Raw genomic sequence first — 18,342 nt, 5'->3', positions numbered from 1 at the left:
TGGCAAAGAACAGCATCAGCCCGGGCAAGCTGGCCAGCGAGCAGATCGTCGTCACGCCGCACCCTGGCGAGATGAGCCGACTGAGCGGCTTTACCACCCAGGAGGTGCAGGCCGACCGGGTGGGGGTGGCCACGGCCTACGCCGAAGAACATGCGGTCATCGTGGTGCTCAAGGGGGCCGGCACGGTCATCGCGCTGCCCGACGGGCAGGCGATCATCTGCCCCATGGGCAATGCCGGACTTGCCAGCGGCGGCACCGGCGACGTGCTGGCAGGACTCATCGCCGGATTGCTCGTTCAGGAAGGCATCACCCCGATCGAGGCGGCAGCCACCGCCGTGCTGCTTCACGCCATGGCCGCCGACCGGCTGGCGGCGCGCGGCTCGGAGGCCTCGCTCATCGCCTCGGACCTCATTGCAGAGCTGCCGGCACTGCTCTCGGACCTGCATGAGGAACTTCACCATCACCACGACGAGCCCGAGGAGCACCAGGAGTGAGCCATGGGCGCAGCACGGACCTTCAAGTTCAGGCTCTCCGATGAGGAAGCCACGCACGCCTTCGGGGTTGCCCTGGGCCAGGCGCTGCCCGAGGGGGCGGTGCTGAGCCTGCAGGGCGAGCTGGGCGCGGGCAAGACCACGCTGGCACGGGCCATTTGTGAGGGACTGGGGGTCGAAGAGCTCGATCAGGTAACCAGCCCGACCTTTACCCTGCTCAACGAATATGAGGGGCGCTACCCCATCGCCCACTTTGATTTTTACCGCGTCGAATCTATCAATAGCCTCCCTGAGTTGGGGGTGGATGAGGCCCTCGACGCGCGCGCCATCATTCTGGCCGAGTGGTCGGAGAAATTCCCCGGCGCCATGCCCCCCGGGCGCAATCTGGTCATCGGACTGGATCACTCGGCCGAGGACCCGGACCTTCGCCTGGTAGAGGTTGTGACTCCCGAATGCGGGGATCGCGAGGGAGCCTGGGGCGCAGTCATCGAATTACTGGAGGCGAACAGCTAGTGGCACTCGTTGTGCAAAAATACGGCGGCACTTCGGTCGGCTCGCTCGAGAAGATCGAGAACGTCGCGCGCCGCGTGCTTCGAACGGTAGAGCAGGGCAACCAGGTCGCAGTTGTCGTCTCGGCAATGTCTGGGGAGACCAACCGGCTCACCGACATGGCGAATTTCTACTCGGACAAGCCCAATCCGCGCGAGATGGACGTCCTGCTGGCCAGCGGCGAGCAGGTGACCATCGCGTTGCTGGCCATGGCGATCGAGAAGCTCGGCGGCAAGGCGCAGAGTTTTCTGGGCTGGCAGGTGGCCTTTCACACCGACAATGCACACACCAAGTGCCGCATCAAGGACATTGATTCGGAGAAGCTGCTGGCTTCGCTCGGAAACGGCAACGTCGCGGTGGTCGCGGGCTTTCAGGGCGTGACCGAAGATGGCGAGGTTGCGACGCTCGGCCGCGGCGGCTCCGATCTCTCGGCGGTGGCGCTCGCCGCGGCGCTGAAGGCCGACGTGTGCGAGATCTATACCGACGTGAACGGCGTCTATACGACCGATCCACGTTTTGTGCCCGAGGCCCGCAAGATCAACCATGTCAGCTACGAAGAAATGCTCGAAATGGCGTCGCTTGGGGCCAAGGTGCTCCAGACCCGCTCGGTCGAGTTCGCCATGCGCCACGGCGTGACCGTGCACGTGCGCTCAACCTTTGAAGATACCGATGGCACCTTCATCGGCAAGGAGGACCCGGAGATGGAAGAGCTCCTGGTGTCGGCAATCGCATACGACAAGAATGAAGCCAAAATCACGATGCACAAGGTGCCCGACAAGCCGGGCATTGCCGCCAAACTGTTTGCAGCCATCTCGGGCGCGAACATCAACGTGGACATGATCATCCAGAACATCTCGAGCGAAGGGCACACGGACATGACCTTTACCGTGGGCAAGGCTGACGTGCCGCGCGCTGAGGAAATCGTGCGCAAGATCGCCGAGGAAACGGGCGCTGCGGGGGTCATCACGGATTCCAAGATCGCCAAGGTCTCGGCCATTGGTGTCGGGATGCGCTCGCACGCGGGTGTTGCCTCGCGGATGTTCAACTGCCTTGCCAAAGAGGGTGTGAACATCCAGATGATCAGCACCTCGGAGATCAAGGTCTCCTGCGTGGTGGATGAGAAGTACACCGAGCTCGCCGTGCGGGCGCTCCATGAAGAATTCGAGCTGGACAAGGTAGCCTCCTGAGAACCGCTGTGAGTAGCAAGAAAGTCACCATCTACGACGTCACCCTGCGTGACGGCACCCAGAGCGAGGACGTGAGCTTCTCGGTCGAGGACAAGGTACGCATTGCCTGTGCCCTCGACGATCTGGGGGTGAGCTACATCGAGGGCGGGTGGCCCGGTTCCAACCCGCGCGATGCCGCTTTCTTCGAGCGGATTCAGAAGGAAAAACTCAGAAACGCGCGCCCGACCGCGTTTGGGTCGACCCGCCGCGCGGGTACCAGCGCCGGCAAGGACCCGAGCGTCCGCGCGCTGCTGAGCTGCGGCACGCCGGTGGCCTGCATCTTCGGCAAGAGCTGGACGCTGCACGTGCAGAAGGCGCTGGGAATCTCGCTGGAAGAAAATCTCGACCTCATCCACGACACGGTGAAGTATCTCAAAAAGCACTTCGACGAGGTCTTCTACGACGCCGAACACTTCTTCGACGGTTACGCGGACAACCCCGAGTATGCGCTCTCCACGCTGGAGAGTGCGGCAAGCGCCGGGGCCGACGCGCTGGTGCTCTGTGATACCAACGGCGGGACCATGACCAGCGTTCTGCGCGAGAACGTCGCTGCGGTGGTCTCACGCTTTCCCGATGTGCAGGTGGGCATTCACGCCCACAACGACTGCGAGATGGCGGCGGCCAACTCGGTCGCGGCGGTCGAGGCCGGCGCCCGTCAGGTGCAGGGGACCATCAATGGTTTTGGCGAGCGTTGCGGCAACGCCAACCTGATCTCCATCATCCCGAGCCTGCAGCTCAAGCTGGGCTATCCCTGCGTGAGCAAGGCGCAGCTCAAGAACCTCAAGAAGACTTCGCGGCTCATCTACGAACTGCTCAATTCCAGCCCCGACAAGCGCCAGCCCTACGTGGGCGAGAGCGCCTTTGCTCACAAGGGCGGGGTGCATGTCTCGGCTGTGGTGAAGAACTCCCAGACCTATGAGCACATCGATCCCACGCTGGTGGGCAACCGCCAGCGCGTGCTCGTCTCGGATCTCTCGGGCAAGTCCAACGTGCTCTACAAGGCCAAGGAATGGGGCCTCGATGTCGATCCCAGCGATCCGGCTCTCAAGGACGTCGTCGAGCAGCTCAAGGCCCTCGAGCACGGAGGCTTTGAATTCGAGGGGGCCGAGGCTTCATTCGAACTGCTCATGCAGGAGATCAAGCACAAGAAACGGCTCAAGAACTTCCGGCTGGTTGGTTTCCGCGTGATCGATGAAAAGCGTCACGAGGACGAAGATCCCGTCGCCGAGGCAACCGTGCAGGTGGAAGTGGACGGCCACATCGAGCATACCGCCGCGCTGGGCAACGGCCCGGTCAACGCGCTCGATGCCGCGCTTCGCAAGGCGCTCGAGAAATTCTTCCCCGAGCTCTCCGAGGTCGAACTGGTCGATTACAAGGTGCGCGTCCTGGCGGGCGAGCATGGCACCGAATCGAAGGTTCGCGTGCTCATCGAAAGCACCGACGGCGAAGACCGCTGGGGCACCGTGGGCGTCTCCCACAACATCCTCGAGGCCTCGTACCAGGCCATCGTCGATGCCATCCGCTACAAGCTCTTCAAGCACCGACTCAAGAAGAAGTAGGCCAAGTCGTGTCATTCTGAGCGCAGCGAAGAATCGCGTCCGAGACGGCTCCACGCGATTCTTCGGGCCGCGTTGCGCCCCTCAGAATGACAGGCTGGGTGGAGAGGCGCGAAGCGCTCAGTATTCCTGCCAGCGCAGCAGCTTGAGCTTCGGGGCGCTCTGGTTGGAACCGTCGACGTAGTAGGTGGCCGTGATGCGCGACTCGATCGGAGTGCGCAGGCCGCCACCTTCGTCTTCTTCATCCTCACCGTCCGTTGCAGGGGCGCCGTCGTCCATGACCACGCCCTCGTCGAGCAGGCCCACCTTCCCGATGGCCTCGATGGTGACGTAGTCACCCACCAGCTTGCGGAAATTGATGGCATTCTGCTGTGCGTTGGCGTCCCCGAAATTGCCAGCCTGGTTGTTCTGATTGTTGCCGCCGCTGCAGCTCAGGTTCGTGGTGGCGGCGCCGACGTTGGGGGTATCGCCCACTTCCTGGAACGCATAGATGCCATTGGTTTCGAGCACGCGCTTGATGTCGGCGCTGGTGGCCCAGCAATCGGGTGCCGCCGCAACGCCCGGCGCGGGGGCGGGGCAACCCGATCCTTCGGCGACGTCCTGGGGCAGACGCGCGCAGTTGAGCAGGGTCAGCACCTCTTCCTTGAATTCCTTGATGTCGCGCGTGCGCAGATCGGGCTCGACGTAGTTCTCTTTGTTGAAGCCGCCGACGGCCCAGGCCTTGATCACCTGATCGGAGGCGGCCATCAGGTTGACCTTGTCGTCGAAGCACTTGAACTGCTCTTCGCTGTTGACGCTCGAACGCAGGGTTTCGAGCCGTGCGCGGCAATCGCCGCTCGGGACCTGGGGGTAGACGGTGAGAAACGGGGCCACCGCGCGGTAAATGTCGGCGGTGACGCCGTTGACCAGGCGCAGCTCGCCCACGCTCTCCATGGGGCCGTTGCGCGGCTCGTAGGGCTCATCAAGGCGCAGGTAGTCATCGCGTTCGGCGCCCTCGCTGCATCCGTCGTTGCTGGCCTGCGTATCATCGGGGTCGAGCCAGTCGAGAATGGAGCACATGATCTGGTCGATGTCACCGACTTCCACCTCGTCCTCGAAGCGTGAACCGTCCCGGTCGCGCTCGTCGGTATCGGCCTCTTCGCGCTCTTTCTCACGGGCGCCGAACTTCGATTCACTCTCCTCGCGCGCGCGAATGATCTGGTCGATGAAGAGCTGGCGAATCTGGTAGTAGAGGTTCACGTTGAACTGGTTGGAGTCGCCGCACCCGCTGCTGGGGGAGCAGTAGTAGAGCGCGTTGAGATTGAGGCGGCTCGACTCGTCGATGAAGCGAATTTCCACGTCGATGTTGTCGCCGAAGCTGTCGTCGTCTTCGCCATCGGTAAAGAAATTGAAGCCCGTCAGGCTTGAGATGAACTGCAGGTAGCCGTTGTTGAATCCGTCGGGGTCGTTGTGGGGGATGTCGTAGTAGGCCTCGGCAAAATCGACGCCCGTGAGGCTGGGAGTGTCGTCATTGAATACCTCGCCCTGGAGTTCCTGCTGAGGCTGGTTCTTCTTGAACTCATCGGCGCCCGCAATGAATCCGCCCGCGCCGAAGTTGGGCACACCAAGCGTGATGAGCGCGTCTGCCCACTCGTTGGCTTTGACAGCGGTCAGGAACAGGGAGCCGGCCTCCACGCCTGCACGTGCGGCGTAGCGGGCCTGCTGGAGATCCTCAAAGTTGCGCGCGGCATCGAGGTCCACGCGGGAGCGGTAGAGGAAGTCCGAGAGCGCCACGCTGAGCAGCGCGACGATCAGGATCGCCAGCAGCAGGGCGACGCCGCGCGGGCGGCGCGAGCGCTTGTGCAGACTGCGCATCATTGCTGGGTGGTCTCCTCTTCCTCGAGTGGCTCGCTGGCGGGGATCTCCACGATGGTAATGAACTCTCCCTCGTGTTCGAGTTCGTCGGTGTAGCGGATCGAGATTTCCACCGCGCGGGGCAGGTGGTTGGTCTCCGTCTCATCGAGGCCGCGGGTCGAGTCCCACTCATCGACGTAATCGTTGGTCGTTCCGCGTTCGATGTAGCGCAGATTGAAGCGATCGACGTTGTGAAACAGCGGCGTCTTGATGGGAACCGTGTCGTCGAAGTCGCCGTTGTGGATGGGGCGTTCCTCGCGGTAGAGAATCATCTGCCCGCTCTCGTCCTTGTCGGCGTAGTAGTGCAGCCAGATCTGGTCGGCCTGCAGGCGGCGGCTGGCGGGCCTGCCGGCCAGGCTCGTAAACGTGACTTCATCGAGCGATCCGTTGTCCTCGCCCACGAAGAAGAACGGGCAGTCGCGCAGGTCGAGTTCGCAGTTGCGGCGGTTCGAGGCGGGGTAGATTCCGAGAAAGGCGCCGCGGAACTCGCTTTCCATGCGCTGAAAAATGACGCGCGCGCGCCGGTAGAGGGCGCGCTGGGCGTTCACTTCCTGCGTGATCTCGAGGGTTGGGACAAAGCTCGAATAGACCAGGCCGGCGATCATCCCCAGGATCGCGATGGCAAAGAGCACCTCGATGAGGGTGATACCGCGGGGCCGGGAGCGCATCTGGCGGCGGAGGGGCCTCATGGCTGAGTCTCCTCTTCGACATCGTAGAGTCGCACGGAGCGAAGCTCGTATTCCTGCTCCAGGCCATCGTCATCCCAGAGAACCTTGACCTTGAGGAGGAAGAGGGTCTTGGTGAGATCCGGCGCAAGCTGGCGCAGGTCCTCGATGTTCTCGTTGACCTTGTATTCGACCTGCCATTCGTAGTTGGGATAGTCGCTGCCGAAGTCGCCGCGATCGATCTCATCGTCCAGGGGCAGCTCGTCGTTGAGCAGGGTTTCGGTCATCACCCTGCGTGCGAGCGTCTGGGCCGTGGCCAGGTCGCGCGTCTGCATGAAGGCCATGGTGCCCTGGCGCACGCCGTCGAGCAGCACCACCAGCGCCAGCGCCAGAATGGCCAGCGCGGCCGTTACCTCGATAAAGGTAAAGCCGCGCTCGCGCGCGCGTCGCTTGGGGGCGGGGCACTTCATTCGGCAAACTTCACCGTGAGGGAACTGTAGTCCTTGGGATCGGTGTAACCGGGAAAAACCTCGGCGCTGGAAACGTAGTCGTCGATCTCGACGGTGTATTCATCGCCGCTGTAGCTGTCGAGATGGATGAGCATCGGGTCCATGGTGCCATCGGGCAGAAGCTCGGCGTAGGTCACGCCCTTCTTGTAGACCGTGTTGATGATGAACACGTCCTTGAACTCGACGCCGTCGAGCAGCGGGCGCTCGCTTCCCAGTGGATCGAACTTCAGCGGGCGGAAGTGCCCCTTTTCATTGCGCGCGGCCACCCAGTAGGTGTTCTTGTCGAGATCGAAGTAGAGGCGGTAGTAGCGCCGCCGGGTGACGGCCTGGGTGTTGGCGTATTCGATTGCCCCGATAAAGGCGTTTCCCTGCGAGCGCACGTTGGCGTCGGTGATCTGCCCGAGCTCGGGGATTACGAGCGATGCGGTCAGAGCCAGCAGCGCCAGCGCCACACCCACCTCGATGAGCGTAAAGCCCGCCGCAGACCTGCTGCGGCGGGCAAGTTTGTGTCGCGAGAGGGCAGGACGGCTGAGCGCCGTTTCCATGGGCTCTTACTCTTCGGCGCCGAATGCGTCCGCACTGGTGATGTCCTTGTCGGATTCCTCGCCGCCCGACTGACCGTCGGCGCCGTAGGAGGCGATCCAGTAGGGCTCACCGTTGGGGCCGGGGCTTTGGTAGACGTAGGGCTGATCCCACGGATCAAGCGGGATCTGGCCGCCGGCGACGTAGCCGCTTTTCTTGTAGCGGCGGCATCCCTTGCCCGAGGGCTCGGTAACCAGCGTCTTGAGGCCCTGGTCGGTCGTCGGGTAGCGGTGGCAGTCCAGGCGGTACATGTCGAGGGCCGACTGGAAGGTGCGGATCTGCGCGCGGGCGGTGTTCTGGCGGCCTTCGTCGACCTGGTTGAACACGGCCACGCCCACGATGCTTGCCAGCAGGCCGATGATGACCACCACGACCATGATTTCGACAAGCGAGAAGCCCGCACGCGAGGCGTTGCGCGCGGCAGAGTTGTGAATGCGGTTCTTGAGTTTCATTGCCAAACCTCCTTGGGGCTTAGTGTTTGAGTCCTTGGGATAGCTGAAAAATGGGCATGAGCACCGCGACGGCGATGAAACCAACCACCACGGCCAGCACCACAATGATGATGGGCTGCAGCAGTGAGGTCATGGAGTCGAGCACGGTGCGCACTTCGTTTTCGTAAGTATCGGCCACGCGCACCAGCATCTGTTCGAGCTCTCCCGAGCTTTCACCGACGCTGATCATGTGGGTGACCATGGGCGGGAACACGCCGCTCTGTTTGAGCTGCGAGGAGAGCGAGGCGCCCTCGGAAATGTTGTCGCGCGCCTCGTTGAGCGCGCTCTCGATGACGACGTTGTCCACCACGTTCTTGGTGATGTCCATGGCCTGCAGGAGCGGGATGCCCGCCGAGAGCAGGGTGGAGAGGGTGCGGGCAAAGCGTGCAACGGCCACCTTGCGTGCGACGTTTCCGAAAATCGGGAGCTCCAGCGAGATCTCATCCCAGCGGCGGCGGCCTTCGGGTGTGCTCATGTATTTACGGATTCCCCACACCGCGCCGGCGACCAGTGCGATGACCAGCCACCAGTAGCCCGCAATGGCGTGGCTCATGAACTGGAGGATGCGCGTGGGAAGCGGCAGGGTGCGGCGCTGCGCATCGAAGATGGTCAGCACCTTGGGCACAACGGTGGTCATCAGGAAGAACACCACGCCAAGGGCGATCACCATGACGACAATGGGGTAGGTGAGCGCCCCGCGCACGCGGCGGCGCAGGTCGTCCTGATTTTCCATGAAGTCGGCAAGGCGCAGCAGCACCACGTCGAGCGCGCCGGAGGCCTCGCCCGCTGCGATCATGTTCGTATAGAGGGAAGGGAACACGTTGGCGTGCTGGCGCATGGCGGCGGCCAGCGAGGCGCCCTCGTTCACGTCGTCCTTGAGCTGGGCAATGATGGTCTTGAGCTTGACGCCCTCGGTCTGCTCGGCCAGCGCGCCAAGGCCCGATACCAGCGGAATGTGCGCCGAGACCAGCGTGGCGAGCTGGCGGGTCATGAGGACGACCTCTTCTTTGGCGACGCGCTGGAAGAATTCCTGCACCGGAACGCGGGTGATCTTCTCTTCGGATTTGGCCTGGCTTTCCTTGATGTTCTTGACGAACACGCCCTGACCGCGCAGCCGCTGCTTGGCCGCGCGCATGGTATCGGCCTCGACCATGCCTTTCTTGGCGCGGCCGCCGGCGTCGTAACCTGCGTATTCGAAGACCGGCATGGCCTAGTTGATATCCTCTTGCGTGATGCGCAGGACTTCGGCGGCGCTCGTAACGCCCATGCGGATCTTGCGCACGCCGTCGTCGCGCAGGGTGAGCATTCCGCCCTTGACGCCGTCCTTCTTGATGCGCGTCGCATCGGAGTTCTGCATGATGTGCTCGCGAATGATGTCATCGACCATGAGGAGCTCATAGATGCCGATTCGGCCGGCGTAGCCGGTCTGCTGGCAACGCTCGCACCCGGTAGCGCGGAAGAAGGTGTCCTCGGGGGTGACGTCGGACGGCTTGAGTCCCAGCTCCCCGAGTTCGGTTTCGGAGGGCATGTAGGGGGTCTTGCAGTTCTTGCAGAGCACGCGCACCAGGCGCTGGGCCTGCACCGCGAGCAGGGACGATGCGACAAGGAAGGGCTCGATCCCCATGTCGATGAGGCGCGTGACCGCGCCGGCGGCGTCGTTGGTATGCAGCGTCGAGAACACCAGGTGACCGGTCAGCGACGCCTGGATGGCGATCTCGGCGGTTTCCCGGTCGCGAATTTCGCCGATCATGATGACGTCGGGGTCCTGACGCAAGATGGAGCGAAGACCGCTGGCAAAGGTGAGGTCGATCTTGGGATTGACCTGGATCTGCCCCACGCCCGAGACCTGGTATTCGACCGGGTCTTCGACGGTGATAATCATCTTGTCTGGTGAGTTGATGCGCTGCAGGCAGGCATAGAGCGTTGTCGACTTGCCGCTACCGGTGGGGCCGGTCACCAGGAAGATGCCGTGGGACTTGGTAATGATCCCCTCGATGTTGGTCTGCTGAATGGGGTTGAGTCCGAGCTGCTCGAGGCCCATGAGCACGTTGGACTTGTCGAGCAGACGCATGACGATGCGCTCGCCAAAGGTGGTTGGCACGGTTGAAACGCGGATGTCCACGTCGCGGCCGGCGATTTTGATCTTGATGCGGCCGTCCTGGGGCAGGCGCTTCTCGGCGATGTTGAGGCCGGCCATGACCTTGATGCGGCTCGAAATGGAGGCCTGGAAACGCTTGGGTGCGCGAATGATCTCGTGCAGCACGCCGTCGACGCGGTAGCGCACGGAGACATCTTTCTCGTAGGGCTCGATGTGAATGTCGGAGGCGCGTTCCTTGACCGACTGGTAGAGCAGGGTGTTCACCAGTCGAATGATGGGCGCCTCTTCGTCGCCGGCGTCGAGGAGGTCGGCCGGTTCGTTGAGTTCGTTGGCAAGTTCGTCGAGCCCTGCCGGTCCCGATTCCTGCTGTCCCAGGTCGTCGAGTGCGGCATCGGCAGTTCCGGTCGCGCGGTCGTAGACGCGGTTGATGGCGTCGGTGACATGGGTGGGCGGAACGAGAATGATCTCGAGCGGCGCGCCGAAGTAGTGCTGCACGTCTTCGAGAGGCCCCAGCAGGGAAGGATGCGCCACCGCCACGCGCAGCGAGCCGTTGTCGCGCCGCATGGGCAGGAGCTCATACTGGCGCGCCAGATTGATGGGGAAGCGCCGCACGATGTCGAGATCCACGTCCTCGATCTTGATGTCTTCCTGAAGGGGCAGATCCCACAGCTCGGCCAGCACTTTGTAGAGCGCGGCTTCGTCGACCTTCTTCTTATCGATGCGGATGCGCCCGACATGGTGCCAGCGATCGCGTTCCTCGCTCTCGGGAAGCTGATCGACCTGCCAGTCGGGGTCGAAGGAAATCGCATCGCCCACCTTCTCGAGCGGGCGCTCGAGGGTGCGGGCAAGGCCTTCGGTCAGTTGTTCGGCAAGACTCGCCATGGGCTAGTTCCCGCTCTGCTCCTCACGCTCACGGCGGCGCCGCTCGCGCTCTTCCATGATTCGCCTGCGAATCTCTTCGGGGTCCGGGCGGTCCTCCACCGCGGCGGGGGCAGCCTGCTCGGCCGCCGATTCGCCGGGCGCGGCTGTCTCGGCCGGCTCGTCGCCAGCGTCGCCGTCATCGAAACCGCCGGCATCAGCGCCGGCTTCCCCGGCGCGACGGCGAAGACCGCCGACCGGGGCGATGACCTCGCCCTTGGAGTTCTTCTCGAGCTCTTCACCCGATTCTTCGCGCGGCATGGAGTTGTAGACGTCCGCGTCGAAGGTGCCCTCGGGCGTGATCAGGATCTCGTCGGGGGAGAGTTCCTTGGGCAGGCGCGCCGCATCGGGCGGGCGGCGGAACGCTTCCTGCGCCGACTGCAGGTTCTTGTTGCGCAGCCAGGTGTTGAGCACCTCGCTCTCGATGACCGGCTTGTGGCGCTCGACTTCGAGGGCGACAACCTCGGAAACATCGAGATGATCGCGCACGATGTGCGGGGTGATCATGATGACGAGGTTCTGCTTGTCGCGCACCGTGTTGCGGTTGCGGAAGAGCGCGCCAAGCAACGGGATGTCGCCGAGGATGGGGACCTTCGTTTCGCTCAGGTTGTCGTTGTCCTGAATGAGGCCGCCGATGATGACGGGCTGGCGGTCCTTGACCGACACGACGCTCTCGGCCGAGCGCACAGTGGTCACAATGCCGCTCGAATTGACGTCGATGCCGAAGCTGCCCTGCGCGACGTTGGAAATCTCCACGAAGATCTCAAGGCGCAGGGTATCGCCCTCGTTGATCTGGGGGGTGATGCGAAGCGTGATGCCGATGTCCTCGCGCGAGATGGTCGAGGTCGTCACGCCTGAGGTGCCCACGGTCTGGCCGGTGGGGATGGGGACGTTGTTGGCGATGATGATCTGCGCCTGTTCGTTATCGGAGGTGAGCACGTTGGGCGTCGAGAGCACGTTGACCGAGCGATCCGACGCGGCTGCCGAGAGAATGGCGCCGTAGGTGGGCACACTCAGGTCGGTGGTGCCATCCCCATCGAGGTCGACGTTCTCGGTGGGGCCGATGATGCCGGTGGTCAGGCCGCCAAGCCCCGCAATGGTGTTCGCGTCGGCGGCGCCGAAGGCAACCGGGGAGGGCGGTCCGCCCACCGACTGCTGACCGATGATGGTCGCATCGCCCGCGGTGCCGGCGCCGAAGTAGGAAAAGCCCAGCTGCGAGGAATCGTTGATCTGCACTTCGAGAATGGCGGCTTCGACAAACACCTGGCGGCGCGGCAGGTCGAGTTTCTCGATGACCTTGGCCAGCGTCTGGTAATCGCGGCGGCTGGCCGTGATGAGCAGGGAGTTGGTCGATTCATCGGCGACGATGCGGACTTCGGATTCGAAGCGGGCGTTGGCGAGGGTCTGCACATTGGCACCGCCCTGGCGAAGTGCCTGGTTGGTGAGCGCTGCGGCGGTCTCCTCCTGGCGCGTGGCCGAGCGTTGCGAGAGCGAGCTTCCCTGCAGGGTGCGGCGCGAGTCCTGTTGCTGATTCTGCGCCTGCGAGCCGGTGATCAGCGAGTTGAGCGTGCCCGAGAGCTCGGTGGCATCGGCGTAGTCCAGGTAGTGGACGTAGATGTTCTCTTCGACACTGTTGCCTTCCTCAATGGGAACATCGAGCAGTTCGATCAGGCTTTTGACCGAATCGATGTCGCGCTTGGAACCCACGAGAATGAGCGAGTTGGTACGCTCGAAGGGAAGGATGCGGACGTCCTTGCCGCTCCCCCCGCTAGCAGCAGCCTCGGCTGCAGCCGCGGCTGGCTGGCGCCGCCGGGCGGTGCGCCCGCGGGTCGCTGCAGCGCCGCTGGTAGCCGCGCCGCCGGTAGCGCCGATGACCGTCTCGAGCATGGTGGCCAGCTCGGTAACTTCGGAATACTTGATCTCAACGATCTCCATGACGTCCTCGGTGGAGGGGACGTCGAGTTCCTTGAGGATCTTGATGACACGATTGATGTGCGCACTGGACTCGGTGATGATCAGCAGGTTGGTGGGCGCATACTCCATCACATCGGCGCCCTTGGAGAGGAACTTTGTCACAACGCCCTTCATCTCCGAGGCCGAGACATACTTGAGCGGAAAGAGGCGCGTGACGTACGAGAAGTTGCGGGAGCCGTAAACCAGATCCTCGGTCGAGTAGGTCGGGATGAGATCCGACATGGCGTCGGCCACCGGCACGATACGGTTGACCTCACGGCCGGGAACGATGGTGTAACCGTTGGCGCGAAGGATCGATTCAAACACCCGCCAGGCTTCGTCCTTGCTCACCTTGCGCTCGCTGTAGACGGTGATTGAAGCGCCCTTGAGTTTGTCGGTGAGCAGGAAGTTTTTGCCCATCCACTTGGCGTAGGTCTTGATCACGTCCTCCAGGGCGAGATTCGTGAAGTTGATGTCAAAGCCCTTCTCGGTCTTCTCCTGCGCGCGGGCGGGGGAAGGCGCGCCCATGTCGGATGCCAGCGGCATCAGCGCGATCAGGAGGGTTGCCAGAACGGGTAGTAGTCGGTGTTTCTTAATCATCACTTGCCTGGTGGTGCGCGCTAGCGGACCTCGTAGTTATAGCTCATGTTCTCGGCGCGGCGCCGGAGGTCGATGTTGAACTGACGCTGGCCCTGAAGATCCTGGAAGACCTGCAGACCCTTCTGCGGATTGTCGAGCAGAACGCCGTTGACCGAAACGAGCACGTCGCCGTTTCGGAGGCCCAGTTTCCGGAAGATGGAGTTGGGCTTGATCGCAAAGATCTTGAAGCCGTCGATCTTGCCGCCCGAGAAGTTGGGCACGACGCGGGCCTGCAGGATGAGCTGGTTGATGTTGGCGAGCTGGTTCTGCAACTCGGCCTCATCGATGATGAACTCTGTGTCGGAGACCTGCTCGACTCCCACTTCACCATCATCAGCGGAGGCTGCGTCGTGATCGTTCCCGCGCCCGCGGTCGAGCGGGGGACCTCCGGCCCTGGGGCCGGTCCCTGTATCGGATTCATCGAGCGGGAGGAATCCCTGCTCGCCGCCCTGGGTGTAGACCACACCGTCTTCCTGAATGGCCGTGATCTCTGCGCCATCGATGATCAGGTCGCCGGGCAGGTAAACGCCCACTTCCTTCTTTTCGAGCACTTCGATCATGGCCATCGCGCTGCCTTCACCGACAATGGTGCCGCGCACCTTGGCCTTGTCCTTGAGCTTGCCGATGGCAACTTCGGTCGTCGGTGCCGTCGTGGTCGGGGCCGAGGTATCGGGCGGATTGGAGTTGAAGAGATTCCGGTCGGTGATGATGTTGTAGTAGTTGAGCGAGCGGACCTGGTTCTTGTTCTCGCGGGTGAGCGCCTGGGGCGGGAGGCTCTCATAGCGAACGGCGGCCGCGGGCAGGAGGCCCTCGATGAGCAAACCAATGCCGCGGCCCACCATCTGTGCGATGAGGGTCAACATCACCAGGGTGATGACCCAGTGATAGCGCTTGAGAACCAGTTGCAGCTGTTCCAAAGGGGCTGCTCCGTCGCCGTAAATTCCTCGAATTAAGTAACTTACTTAATTTCAAAACTTGTAAAGTAATGCACTTGATTAGTCAAGGATTTCCGGCCCCTCAAAGATGGAGAAACTTTAATCAATTTAGGCGGTTATCGCCCGGAAGCTTGACCCCGGGGCCGCCCGGGCAGTACAGTTGCGGGGCTGAGGAATCCCGATGCGGAGCGCGCCCGTGCGCGGCGCGAGCATGTGTGTATCGGGCGCCGGTCCGGCAGGCCTGTTTGCGGGCTTTCCGACAATGCGCCAGAGGAGCGAGAGATGCAGAAATTCAGCACCTACCTGCGGCAGCTACGCAAAGAAGCGCGGCTCACCCAGGAAGAACTGGCGCAGACGCTGGGGGTGTCCAACACTTACATTCACCAGCTCGAGACCGGTAAAATCGATGCTCCGACTGAAGAGAGAGCCCGTCAACTTGCTGAAATCCTTGGGGTTTCCTCTGACGAGCTCTGGGACCTGGCCCGCAAGGAGCGCCTGCTGCGTTTCGCGCGTCGCGAGGGCATCGATACCGAAGAGGGGCTGGCCGAGGTGACCGAGGCGCAGACCCGCTCGGCGCTCGAAAAACACGAGATTGCGCTCATCAATTTGATCCGCGGCCTGGACCGCCAGACGCTGCGGCACTTCAACGATACCGTCTATATGTTGCTCCGCTACTCGCCCGAAAAGCGCATCCAGCGAATGCTGCGCGAATATATCGATACGACGAAGGTGGCCTGAGCGGGAGCCCAGGGTCCCACCGGGAATCAGAATCCAGTGACCAAACAGGTAAAAATCGCGTTTGCGGCTCTCCAGGCGATGTTCGTCCTGGCGATCATCGTGGGCGTGCGCAACCAGGTGAGCGAGGAGACCCAGGTCACCGTGCGCCGCAACCGTGCCATTGCCCAGGCTCTTGGCAAGCACGCCGGCGAGTTCTTTGCCGCCCGCCAGGACCAGAGCGGGGAATTCAGCCTGCGTGAGCTGAACGCCTTCCTGGCCGAGCGCCTGGGGCGTGGCAAGCTCTTCGACGAAGGGGCCGGTCGGGCCGAATCCTTCGAGGTCTACCGCCTGCAGGACCTCAAACTGGGCCGAATTCGCCCGGAAATCCTCGATTCCGTGGATTTTTCCGAGCCCTACACCATTCGCGACGACGGCAGCACAATTACCGTGACCGTGCCCTTTGCCCTGACCGAGAAAGCGTCTTCAGCCACGGAAACGGCCGATGACTATTACGGAATCGTGCGGATTCCGGCCCACCGGGCGCGCATCTACCGGGCGCTTCTCGAGCGCAACGCAGCCCTGTATCTGACCGTGGGCTTCCTGTTTGCCGCTCAGCTCATTCTGGGCTACTTGCTGATGCTCAAACGCCGCCGCGAGATCATTTTCGAGCGCGGTTACCTGCGCGAGCACGCCTTGGGCGCGCTCAAGCTCCAGCGCCAGATCCTCGATGGCATCATCCAGGATCACGAGGGCGCAGGGCCGCGGGAGTTTGATGAATTCGAGACCGATTCTGGTGAGGCAGATGACGGCTCCAAGGTCGTTCGGCTTTTCGACGACCGCGGAGGCAAGTGAAGAAGCTGTGAAGACGAACGCTACATTCAAGAACTGGATCCTCACGCTGGGCGCCATGATCGTGGTGGCTGCCTGCTCGGGCGAAGCGGCACCGGTGTATTTCGCCGGTCCCATCCTCGAGGGCAGCGGCCCCAACGGTGAGCTCGCGCTCGATGGCGCCGTGGTCAACGACTCGGCCCAGGCCGCCGCGTATGTGCAGGTGACCTTCATCCTCTACAACGAAGATGGCCAGGTGGTGGAGACGCTCACCGAGCTCGTTGAAGGCGATGAATCGCTCGGCACCCTCAATGCCGGCGACGAAGGCACGTTCTTCGTCATCAGCGAGACCTCGGCCGATCAGATCGCCCGCATCGACTACGTCATCGGATACGACGAGTCCTCGACCGATCCCCAGACCCTGCGCTGAGCGCGGGCCGGGGCGCGTGCCGCTGGCGGCCGCGTCACTACTGAATTTTCTGGAAGACCCTCCATGGCAGATCGCAAGATCCGTGTCCTTATCGGCAAGCCCGGCCTCGACGGCCATGACCGCGGTGCGAAGATCATCGCCCGCTCGCTGCGCGACGCCGGTTTTGAAGTCGTCTACACCGGCCTGCACCAGACCCCCGAGATGATTGCCAGCGCGGCGCTGCAGGAAGATGTTGACGCAGTGGGGCTCTCTGTTCTCTCGGGCGCCCACAACTTCGTGTTTCCAGAGATTCGCCGCCTGCTCGATGAGCAGGGCATGAACGAGGTTCTTCTCTTCGGCGGCGGTATTATTCCAGAGGCCGACGTCCCCGGGCTTCTCGAAAAGGGAGTCGCCGCGCTCTTCACCCCTGGCGCGAGCACCCAGGACGTCGCCGCCTTCCTGCGGGAGAATGTCCGCCCGCGTGACTAAGAGCCTTTTCAAGCGATTCTGGATTCCTGCTGCGTACGCGCTGCTCATCCTGCTGGCGCGCGTGCCCGGCGCTAGCGCCGGCGTGCAGCCCTACGAAGAATTCTCCGGCGAGACCAATATCCCCACGCCCGACTCCGTGCTCGATGCGCTCGAGCGCTGGGACCTGCCGCAGGTCAAGGCGGTGCTCGACTCGCCCAGTTCCGCCGATCTGGACCCGGTGCTGGCGGTCTATCTCGAAGCACGCATCGCGTTTCTCGAAGGCAACTACGAGCGCGCGCGCACCGTGCTGGCCGACATGCTCCGCCAGGATCCGGAGATCGATGTCATCAAGAAGATGGCCGGCTTTGTCGACCGCACGCTGGAGATCGCACAGGAGTTCAAAACCGCGGAGAGCGATCACTTCATTCTGTTCTACCGCGGGCGCGACGAGATTCTGGTGGATGGCGCACTCGAGACGCTCGAAGCCCAGTATGCAAAGCTCTCCCACGCGCTCGGCATCGATTTCCCCGAGAAGATCCGCACGGAGATTGCGCCCACCGGCGAGGCATTTATCCGCCTGAGTGACATTCCGCGCGATGCCGTCGAGACGACCGGCACCATCGGCCTGTGCAAGTACAACAAGCTCATTATCACGAGCCCCAAGGCGCTGCCGCGCGGCTATGAGTGGCGCGACACGCTCGCCCACGAACTCGTTCACTACTTTGTCTACCGCCGCACGAAGAATCACACGCCTGTCTGGCTCCATGAGGGGCTGGCCAAGTATTTCGAAAACGCCTGGCGCTCGGATTCCCTCGGGGAGATGAGTCCCTCTCAGGACACGCTGCTGCTCAACGCGCTCAAGGAAGACAAGATTATTCCGCTCAAGCGCATGCACCCCTCGTTCGTTTATCTCGATTCGGCCGAAGAGGGCGCCCAGGCCTTCGCGCAGGTGAACACGATCATCGAATACATCCACAAGAAGCTCGGTGACGGGCGCTTCGTGGTGCTCCAGAAAGTGCTCGACGCCATCACGGAAGGCCTTGAATACGAACCGGCCTTCGAGAAAGCGCTCGGTTACGACTTCGATACCTTCTACAAGGGCTGGATCGACTACCTCAAGAAGCGGCCCATGCGCCGCATCGCCCGCACCCACATTGAGGAAGTGCGCTTTGTTGAGTCCGAGGAAGAGGCCGAGAAGGAAGAGATCGACGAGATCGATTCCGAGCGGGGCAGGGAGCTCCTTCGTGTGGGCGACCTGCTGCGAAACCGCGGGCGCTTCCTCGGCGCGGCCGAGACCTACGCCAAGGCGGCCGAGGTGGTGGGTCTGAGCCCCATCATCATGCACAAACAGGCCAATGCGCTCATCAAGAGCGCCCAGAACGACCTGGCGCAGGCGCAGATCCAGAGCGACCCCT

Annotated in this window: 18 protein-coding genes; 9 read left to right on the top strand and 9 right to left on the bottom strand. The window is 62.8% G+C overall.

The window, feature by feature from the left end; genetic code table 11:
• The 4 genes from KDH09_05255 to cimA all read left to right on the top strand — a co-directional run.
• The coding region (locus tag KDH09_05255; GenBank protein ID MCB0219083.1) for an NAD(P)H-hydrate dehydratase at window positions 1–494 on the top strand (494 nt) is incomplete at its 5' end.
• Between the two features lie 3 nt (window positions 495–497).
• A complete protein-coding gene (gene tsaE / locus KDH09_05250; GenBank protein MCB0219082.1) occupies window positions 498–1,004 on the top strand; it encodes a tRNA (adenosine(37)-N6)-threonylcarbamoyltransferase complex ATPase subunit type 1 TsaE in 507 nt (168 codons plus the stop codon).
• Window positions 1,004–2,227 carry an aspartate kinase gene (locus KDH09_05245; GenBank protein ID MCB0219081.1) on the top strand — a complete coding sequence of 408 codons (1,224 nt, stop codon included), beginning with the start codon at window positions 1,004–1,006 and terminating at the stop codon, window positions 2,225–2,227. The genes tsaE and KDH09_05245 overlap by 1 nt, the downstream gene beginning before the upstream one ends.
• An 8-nt stretch (window positions 2,228–2,235) precedes the next feature.
• On the top strand, window positions 2,236–3,825 hold the full coding sequence (gene cimA, locus KDH09_05240) for a citramalate synthase (GenBank protein MCB0219080.1): 1,590 nt from the start codon (window positions 2,236–2,238) through the stop codon (window positions 3,823–3,825).
• A gap of 117 nt (window positions 3,826–3,942) precedes the next feature.
• On the opposite strand, the gene KDH09_05235 is transcribed toward cimA, so the two are convergent.
• The 9 genes from KDH09_05235 to KDH09_05195 are packed head-to-tail and all read right to left on the bottom strand — an operon-like array spanning window position 3,943 to window position 14,487.
• Window positions 3,943–5,679, bottom strand: coding sequence for a general secretion pathway protein GspK (locus tag KDH09_05235; GenBank protein ID MCB0219079.1), 1,737 nt, complete (start codon window positions 5,677–5,679; stop codon window positions 3,943–3,945).
• Window positions 5,676–6,404 carry a prepilin-type N-terminal cleavage/methylation domain-containing protein gene (locus KDH09_05230; protein ID MCB0219078.1) on the bottom strand — a complete coding sequence of 243 codons (729 nt, stop codon included), beginning with the start codon at window positions 6,402–6,404 and terminating at the stop codon, window positions 5,676–5,678. The genes KDH09_05235 and KDH09_05230 overlap by 4 nt, the downstream gene beginning before the upstream one ends.
• Window positions 6,401–6,850 carry a prepilin-type N-terminal cleavage/methylation domain-containing protein gene (locus tag KDH09_05225; protein ID MCB0219077.1) on the bottom strand — a complete coding sequence of 150 codons (450 nt, stop codon included), beginning with the start codon at window positions 6,848–6,850 and terminating at the stop codon, window positions 6,401–6,403. The genes KDH09_05230 and KDH09_05225 overlap by 4 nt, the downstream gene beginning before the upstream one ends.
• Window positions 6,847–7,434: a hypothetical protein gene (locus tag KDH09_05220; protein MCB0219076.1), complete on the bottom strand. Its 588-nt coding sequence runs from the start codon at window positions 7,432–7,434 to the stop codon at window positions 6,847–6,849. The genes KDH09_05225 and KDH09_05220 overlap by 4 nt, the downstream gene beginning before the upstream one ends.
• A 6-nt stretch (window positions 7,435–7,440) precedes the next feature.
• Window positions 7,441–7,923, bottom strand: coding sequence for a type II secretion system major pseudopilin GspG (gene gspG, locus KDH09_05215; GenBank protein MCB0219075.1), 483 nt, complete (start codon window positions 7,921–7,923; stop codon window positions 7,441–7,443).
• A gap of 19 nt (window positions 7,924–7,942) precedes the next feature.
• Complete coding sequence (gene gspF, locus KDH09_05210; protein ID MCB0219074.1) at window positions 7,943–9,169, bottom strand: type II secretion system inner membrane protein GspF; 1,227 nt, start codon at window positions 9,167–9,169, stop codon at window positions 7,943–7,945.
• A 3-nt stretch (window positions 9,170–9,172) separates the two neighbouring features.
• Window positions 9,173–10,942, bottom strand: coding sequence for a type II secretion system ATPase GspE (gene gspE, locus KDH09_05205; protein ID MCB0219073.1), 1,770 nt, complete (start codon window positions 10,940–10,942; stop codon window positions 9,173–9,175).
• Window positions 10,943–10,945: 3 nt separating this feature from the next.
• Window positions 10,946–13,531, bottom strand: a complete 2,586-nt coding sequence (gene gspD / locus KDH09_05200) for a type II secretion system secretin GspD (protein MCB0219072.1) — start codon at window positions 13,529–13,531, stop codon at window positions 10,946–10,948.
• A gap of 20 nt (window positions 13,532–13,551) precedes the next feature.
• A complete protein-coding gene (locus KDH09_05195; GenBank protein MCB0219071.1) occupies window positions 13,552–14,487 on the bottom strand; it encodes a hypothetical protein in 936 nt (311 codons plus the stop codon).
• A 300-nt stretch (window positions 14,488–14,787) separates the two neighbouring features.
• Here KDH09_05195 and KDH09_05190 point away from each other — a divergent pair, with 300 nt between their 5' ends.
• The 5 genes from KDH09_05190 to KDH09_05170 all read left to right on the top strand — a co-directional run.
• Window positions 14,788–15,243: a helix-turn-helix transcriptional regulator gene (locus tag KDH09_05190; protein ID MCB0219070.1), complete on the top strand. Its 456-nt coding sequence runs from the start codon at window positions 14,788–14,790 to the stop codon at window positions 15,241–15,243.
• A gap of 36 nt (window positions 15,244–15,279) precedes the next feature.
• Entirely contained in the window at window positions 15,280–16,074 is a 795-nt protein-coding gene (locus KDH09_05185; GenBank protein MCB0219069.1) for a hypothetical protein, read from the top strand.
• Between the two features lie 7 nt (window positions 16,075–16,081).
• Window positions 16,082–16,480, top strand: coding sequence for an FxLYD domain-containing protein (locus tag KDH09_05180; GenBank protein MCB0219068.1), 399 nt, complete (start codon window positions 16,082–16,084; stop codon window positions 16,478–16,480).
• Window positions 16,481–16,543: 63 nt separating this feature from the next.
• Window positions 16,544–16,948 carry a cobalamin B12-binding domain-containing protein gene (locus KDH09_05175; protein MCB0219067.1) on the top strand — a complete coding sequence of 135 codons (405 nt, stop codon included), beginning with the start codon at window positions 16,544–16,546 and terminating at the stop codon, window positions 16,946–16,948.
• On the top strand, window positions 16,941–18,342 hold a 1,402-nt coding region (locus KDH09_05170), incomplete at its 3' end, for a hypothetical protein (GenBank protein ID MCB0219066.1). The genes KDH09_05175 and KDH09_05170, both read left to right, overlap by 8 nt.

This window comes from Chrysiogenia bacterium (genome assembly GCA_020434085.1).
GTDB lineage: Bacteria > JAGRBM01 > JAGRBM01 > JAGRBM01 > JAGRBM01 > JAGRBM01.
This window is presented reverse-complemented; position numbering and strand designations above follow the sequence as displayed.